A 6441-nucleotide genomic window follows, 5' to 3' on the forward strand; every position below is an offset into this window, starting at 1 on the left:
ATAGCGGTGTGTCATTCAACACTAATGCTGACTGACACACCGCTATCGCGAGCAGGCTCACTCCTACAGGGGGTATTGCGGTGTAGGTTAAACCGGGGTATCGAGATTCAGGTGCAGGTTATCGATCAACCGCGTGGTGCCGAGGAATGCGGCCACCAGAATCACCAGATCACGGTCTTCAGCCGTCGCCGGACGCAGGGTCAGGGCGTGGCGGATTTCCAGGTAATCCGGACGCAACCCAGATGCCTCCAGCAGTTGCTGCTGAGCACTGATCAACGCCGGGAAATCCCGTTCGCCTTGCTTGATCGACTCGGCAATGTTGCTCAGGCTGCGATAAACCACCGGGGCCACCGCACGTTGTTCTTCGCTGAGGAAGCCATTGCGCGAGGACAGCGCCAGGCCGTCGGCGGCACGCACAGTCGGTTCGCCAATGATCTGGATCGGCATGTTCAAGTCGTGCACCAGGGCACGGATCACGGCCAGTTGCTGATAATCCTTCTGGCCGAAAATCGCCAAATCCGGCTGGACCATGTTGAACAGCTTGCTGACCACGGTCGCCACGCCTTCAAAGTGCCCCGGACGGCTGGCGCCGCACAGGCCTTCGGACAATTGCGGCACGCTGACCCGAGTCTGCCCGGCCATGCCGTCGGGGTACATTTCCTCGACAGTCGGCGCGAAGAGCAGGGAGCAACCGGCTTCGAGCAGCTTCTCCTGATCCGCTGCCAACGTGCGCGGGTATTTATCGAGGTCTTCGCCGGCGCCGAATTGCAGCGGATTGACGAAAATGCTCGCGACCACGAAATCCACACGTTGCGTGGCTTTGGTGATCAGTGCAACGTGACCGCTGTGCAGATTGCCCATGGTCGGCACGAAGCCGATGCGCTTGCCTTCGCTGCGGGCGCGGGCGACAGCGGCGCGCAGTTCGCGTACGGTTTTAACGGTGTTCATGCAGAGAATCCGTGTTCGATGCCAGGGAACGTGGTGGCTTTGACTTCGTTGACGTAAGCCTTCAGCGCGGACTGGATGCTGTCCTGACCCTGCATGAAGTTCTTCACGAACTTCGGCACGCGGCCAGTGATCGACAGGCCGAGCATGTCGTGCAATACCAATACCTGACCGTCGGTGGCGTTACCGGCGCCGATCCCGATCACCGGAATCTTCACTGCCTGGCTGATTTCAGCGGCCAGTTCACTCGGCACGCATTCGAGCAGCAGCATCGCCGCACCGGCCTGTTCCAGCGAAATCGCGTCAGCGCGCATCTGCCGTGCCTGGTTCTCGTTGCGACCCTGCACTTTATAGCCGCCAAGAATGTTCACCGCTTGCGGGGTCAGGCCCATGTGCGCGCACACCGGTACACCGCGTTCGGCGAGCAGACGGATCGACTCGGCGAGCCACAACTGACCTTCGACCTTGACCATGTGCGCACCGGCCTGCATCAGCATGGCGCTGTTGGTCATGGTTTGTTCAAGGGTGGCGTTGGCCATGAACGGCAGGTCGGCGAGGATCAGGGCATCAGTGTTGCCGCGTTTGACGCAAGCGGTGTGGTAGGCCATTTCTGCGGTGGTCACCGGCAACGTGCTGTCGTGACCTTGCAGGACCATGCCGAGGGAGTCGCCCACCAGCAGCACTTCGACACCGGCCTCATTACAGGCGTGGGCGAAGGTCGCGTCATAGCAGGTCAGCATGGTGATCTTTTCACCTTTCTGCTTGAGGCTCTGGAGCGTGGTCAGGGTGATGGCTGGCATGTAAAAAATCCTCGTTCAGGCGCTCTGGAAACTACTGCGAGTAACGCGCGTGATTCTTCATCTACTCAGGCGCACGCTCTTTTGTCGTGCTTATAAGGCCTGGATTGCGCCCGTATGTGCCGGGTTGGCGGCAGCGGGACGCCTATAGTCGTGATGAGCCAACAGGAAGTCAATTGCGTGTGTTACCGCATTGTTACGAGGGGAGTGTTACCGCCGTTACTGATGCGATTCAGCGGCGCGGCGGGCCTGATTCGCGGGGTTTTTGTCCGACAATAAATCTGGATATGGAAAGCTATTCCTGTAGGAACTGCGGAACGCTGCGATCTTTTGATCTTGATTTTGAAGATCAAAAGATCGCAGCGTTCAGCAGCTCCTACAAGGGATTTATGTCAGGCGTGGGGGAGGCGTTCCAAGCCGACGAACGGGCAGGCTGCCAGCAGATCGGAGAGGTTGCGGCCATCGGCCAGGCGCAGGTCCTGTGGGGCCAGTTCGGCGAGCGGATACAACACGAACGCGCGTTCCTGAATCTGGTAATGCGGGACTTTCAGGCGCGGCTCGTCGATCAGTTGATCGCCGAACAGCAGAATATCCAGATCCAGCGTACGAGGCCCCCAACGCTCAAGGCGTTCGCGACCTTGATCGTTTTCGATGGCTTGCAGCGCGTCGAGCAGTGCAATCGGCGCAAGATCGCTGTCGAGCGCCGCGACCGCGTTGGTGTAACGCGGCTGGCCCGGCAGCAATGAATCGCTTTGATAAAAGGCAGAAACGCCAGCGAGCAGGGTCTGCGGCAATTGCCCCAGCGCCTCGACGGCGCTGCGCAACTGTTCGGCCGGGTCAGCGAGGTTGCTGCCCATGCCGATGTAGATGCGTTCCATGCCTTTACTCGCCTGTCGAAGCGCTCGGTGCGCCGGCGCGTTTGCGCTTGGAACCGCTGCTGCGGCGACGTTTGCGCGGCGCGCCACTGGCGTCATCACCTTTACCGCTGAGGTCGCGGATCATGTCGCGGCGCTCGCTGTCGTTGGCGTCCTGATAATCCGTCCACCATTCGCCCAGGCCATCGGTTTCCTCGCCAGCGCTTTCACGCAGCAGCAGGAAGTCGTAACCGGCACGGAAACGCGGGTTGTCCAGCAACAGGTCGGCACGTTTGCCGCTGCGCCGTGGCAGACGCTCCTGCATGTCCCAGATCTCGCGGATCGGCATGGTAAAACGCTTCGGAATCGCAATGCGCTGGCACTGTTCGGCGATCAGTTCGTGAGCGCCTTCCTGCATCGCCGGAATCGGCGGCATGCCACGTTCTTGCAGACGCAGCACGCGGGCCGGCAAAGCAGGCCACAACAGCGCGGCAAACAGGAACGCCGGGGTCACCGGTTTGTTCTGCTTGATGCGCAGGTCGGTGTTGGTCAGCGCTTCGCTGATCAGCGTGTGCGTGTACTCCGGGTTGTGTTCCAGCGCATCGGCACTGGCCGGGAACAATGGGGCGAACAGCTGCAGATCAACCAGCATTTCGAAAGTGATCGCGCCGTGCCCGGAGAGGAACAGCTTGAGCACTTCTTCGAACAGACGCGCCGACGGGATCTCGCGCAGCATTGGCGCCAGTTCACGGATCGGCTGCACGGTGTGCTTTTCAATGCCGAAATTGAGCTTGGCGGCGAAACGCACCGCGCGCAGCATGCGCACCGGGTCTTCCTGGTAACGCTGCTTCGGATCACCGATCAAGCGGATCAGGTGGTTGCGGATATCGTGTACGCCGTTGGCGTAATCGAGGATGCGCTCGCTGACCGGATCGTAATACAGGGCGTTGATGGTGAAGTCGCGGCGTTGCGCGTCTTCTTCCAAGGTGCCGTAAACGTTGTCGCGCAGAATCCGCCCGCTCTCGTTACGCGAAGACTGGTTGCTGTCTTCGTCGTCTTCGTTGACCGGGTGGTTGGCGCGGAAGGTCGCGACTTCGATGATTTCGCGGCCGAAATGGATATGCACCAATTTGAAGCGGCGACCGATGATCCGCGCATTGCGGAATTCGGCACGGACTTGCTCGGGGGTGGCGCTGGTGGCGACGTCGAAATCCTTTGGCGTGATGCCCAGCAGCATGTCACGCACGCAACCGCCGACCAGATAAGCCTGGTAACCGGCACCTTGCAGGCGTTCGACGATATTCACCGCATAGCGGCTGAATTGCGTTTTCTGCAGCGAATGTTGGCCGCTGTTGAGCACTTCAGGGGTGCTGCGGATGTGTTGCGTACGACGCACGGGAGCTCGGAATGACTGGAACAACTTCTTCAGCATGGGATGCACTGTTTGAAGGAATGTTCGGCCATACCAAAGAATGACCGCATGATGGGCGCAGATTCTAGCATTTAGTCGGGGGATGGTGTAGGACACGGCCGATTTGAGCTGCAAGCCGCAGGCTACAGGCATCGCGCACGATAAAAAGGGGGGATTTTGCTACGAGGAGAAACTACAAGGGGAGCCGAAGCTCCCCAAGAAGTAGTTGCGTGCTCTTTTTATTATTGATTCGGGCTTCTTGTTTTTGTTGAGTGCCCTCGCCACGAAGTGTTTCCTTCGTGACCCTCCCAATCGGGAGCCAAGAGCAAACGGATTGCTTTGGTCGCTGAATTGCAGTGATCTCTCGATCCAACCAGTACAGGCTCTGTCTTAGGACAGTTTTTGTTGTTCTCGGCCTGGTCGTGGGGCAAGCCCCAAATACAACGCCTCTCCAAAAGAATCAGTTAGCTGCGCCTCTCGCCGTCTTGTTTTTATTGTGCGTGAGTCGATTCGTCTTATTTTTATTGTCTTGTGCATTGCTTGTTATTGTTCTTGTACTGAACATATAGCAGGTGCCGTGCCAACTTTTGCGAAACCCAATAAAACAAGGGGTTAGGTCGATATAACCGTTTTGTCGGGGCGAAAAAAAGCCGGGGTTTCGTTACCGATAACCCCGGCTTCTGTTACGTGAATCGACTGAGGTAACAGTTTTTTCACATCTTCAAGCGTTACCCGCACACTCGACAGGTAACGTTCAGCTCTCGCTGGCGACCCCGGTCTTGCGCCGCGGAATGCCCAGACGCTGACGGCGTTCCCACAGGCATTTACGGCTGACGCCCAGTTTGCGCGCCAGTTCGGTCTCGGTCATGTGGTCCTGATGCTCGAGGACGAAGTGCTGGAAGTAGTCTTCCAGCGACAGGTCTTCGGTCGGCTCATGGCTGCTGTTGCTGGCGTTACCGCCCGTTTGCGGTGGCAGACCGATGAACTCGTCGTCTTCCAGATCGCTCAGCTCGATATCGATGCCCAGCAGATCGGCGGAGATTTCCGGGCTTTCGCTCAGAATCACTGCGCGCTCGACCGCGTTCTCCAGCTCACGCACGTTACCCGGCCAGGAATAATGCCGGATCGCCTGTTCGGCATCCGCAGCAAACTTAAGGTCGGTACGGTTGATGCGCGCGCTCTGGCGAGCGAGGAAAGCTGTGGCGATCTCATTGACGTCGGCACCGCGCTCGCGCAAGGCCGGCAGTTTCAGTGCGATCACATGCAGACGGTAATAAAGGTCTTCACGGAACTGGCCGATTTTCGCCAGGCTCTTGAGATCCCGGTGAGTCGCCGCGATCAGGCGCACATCGACTTTCTGCGACTGCACCGAGCCAACCCGGCGAATCTCGCCTTCCTGCAACACGCGCAGCAGGCGGGCCTGGGCTTCCAGTGGCAGCTCACCGATTTCGTCGAGGAACAAGGTGCCGCCGTCCGCCGCTTCAACCAGACCGGCACGCCCGGCGCTGGCGCCAGTGAATGCGCCTTTCTCATGGCCGAACAGTTCGGACTCGATCAGGCTTTCCGGAATGGCTGCGCAGTTCACCGAAATCATCGGCGCCTTGGCACGTTTCGACAGGTTGTGCAGGGCGCGGGCCACCAGTTCCTTACCGGTGCCGGACTCGCCCTGGATCAACACATTGGAATCGGTCGGCGCGACTTTGCGGATCTTGCTGTACAGATCCTGCATCGGCGGGCAGGAGCCGATGATGCCGATTTCGCCGTTGCTGTTGTCGACGGCGGATTTACCGCTGCCATTGGCCGGTTTGCTGGCAACCGCTTCGCCGGCCGCCGGTGCCGATTGGCGATCACGCAGGATCCGCGCGACAGCCTGAAGCATTTCATCGTGGTCGAAAGGCTTGGCGATGTAGTCCACCGCGCCCATCTTCATCGAGTCGACCGCCGAGCGCAGGCTGGCGTAACTGGTCATGATCAGCACCGGTGTGCCCTGGCCGAGCTTGATCAGCTCGGTGCCCGGCGCACCCGGCAAGCGCAGATCGCTGACGATCAGATCGAACGTAGGAATGGTGAAGCGTTCTTGTGCTTCCTGCACTGAACCGGCTTCGCTGACCTGGTACTGATTACGTTCCAGCAGGCGGCGCAAGGCGGAGCGGATAATTGTTTCGTCTTCGACGATCAAAATGTGCGGCATTGATTCGATACTCTCGACGGTCTCAGTTCACAGCGGACGTCGCTTCGACATGACGCGGTAAGGTCACCCGGATACGGGTGCCGCGTTGGCTTTGTACATCAGCCGGGCTGTCGATGGTGATTTGTCCATAATGCTCTTCAACGATGGAATAGACCAGTGCAAGGCCCAGACCGGTGCCTTCGCCAGGATCCTTGGTGGTGAAGAAGGGTTCGAACAATCGGTCCATGATGTTCTTCGGAATTC

At 59.0% G+C, this 6441-nt stretch carries 6 protein-coding genes; all 6 read right to left on the reverse strand.

Annotated features, from left to right (window positions below; translation table 11 throughout):
• Positions 1 to 87: 87 nt before the first annotated feature.
• The gene (gene panC, locus PMI23_RS24995; protein WP_007909915.1) at positions 88 to 948 is read right to left on the reverse strand and encodes a pantoate--beta-alanine ligase; all 861 of its coding nucleotides are present in this window, start codon (positions 946 to 948) and stop codon (positions 88 to 90) included.
• Entirely contained in the window at positions 945 to 1745 is an 801-nt protein-coding gene (gene panB / locus PMI23_RS25000) for a 3-methyl-2-oxobutanoate hydroxymethyltransferase (RefSeq protein WP_007909916.1), read from the reverse strand. Before panB ends, panC begins: the two co-directional genes overlap by 4 nt.
• 389 nt (positions 1746 to 2134) lie before the next feature.
• The gene (gene folK, locus PMI23_RS25005; protein WP_007909917.1) at positions 2135 to 2620 is read right to left on the reverse strand and encodes a 2-amino-4-hydroxy-6-hydroxymethyldihydropteridine diphosphokinase; all 486 of its coding nucleotides are present in this window, start codon (positions 2618 to 2620) and stop codon (positions 2135 to 2137) included.
• 4 nt (positions 2621 to 2624) lie between these two features.
• Positions 2625 to 4028, reverse strand: a complete 1404-nt coding sequence (locus PMI23_RS25010; RefSeq protein WP_007909918.1) for a polynucleotide adenylyltransferase PcnB — start codon at positions 4026 to 4028, stop codon at positions 2625 to 2627.
• Positions 4029 to 4761: 733 nt separating this feature from the next.
• Positions 4762 to 6198, reverse strand: a complete 1437-nt coding sequence (locus tag PMI23_RS25015; RefSeq protein ID WP_007909919.1) for a sigma-54-dependent transcriptional regulator — start codon at positions 6196 to 6198, stop codon at positions 4762 to 4764.
• A 22-nt stretch (positions 6199 to 6220) separates the two neighbouring features.
• On the reverse strand, positions 6221 to 6441 hold a 221-nt coding region (locus PMI23_RS25020; protein ID WP_162131203.1), incomplete at its 5' end, for an ATP-binding protein.

The sequence above is a fragment of the Pseudomonas sp. GM24 genome, assembly GCF_000282235.1.
GTDB lineage: Bacteria > Pseudomonadota > Gammaproteobacteria > Pseudomonadales > Pseudomonadaceae > Aquipseudomonas.

Coding starts and splice junctions, on each gene's coding strand:
- panC (WP_007909915.1), bottom strand. CDS start 948: ATGAACACCGTTAAAACCGTACGCGAACTGCGCGCCGCTGTCGCCCGC.
- panB (WP_007909916.1), bottom strand. CDS start 1,745: ATGCCAGCCATCACCCTGACCACGCTCCAGAGCCTCAAGCAGAAAGGT.
- folK (WP_007909917.1), bottom strand. CDS start 2,620: ATGGAACGCATCTACATCGGCATGGGCAGCAACCTCGCTGACCCGGCC.
- PMI23_RS25010 (WP_007909918.1), bottom strand. CDS start 4,028: ATGCTGAAGAAGTTGTTCCAGTCATTCCGAGCTCCCGTGCGTCGTACG.
- PMI23_RS25015 (WP_007909919.1), bottom strand. CDS start 6,198: ATGCCGCACATTTTGATCGTCGAAGACGAAACAATTATCCGCTCCGCC.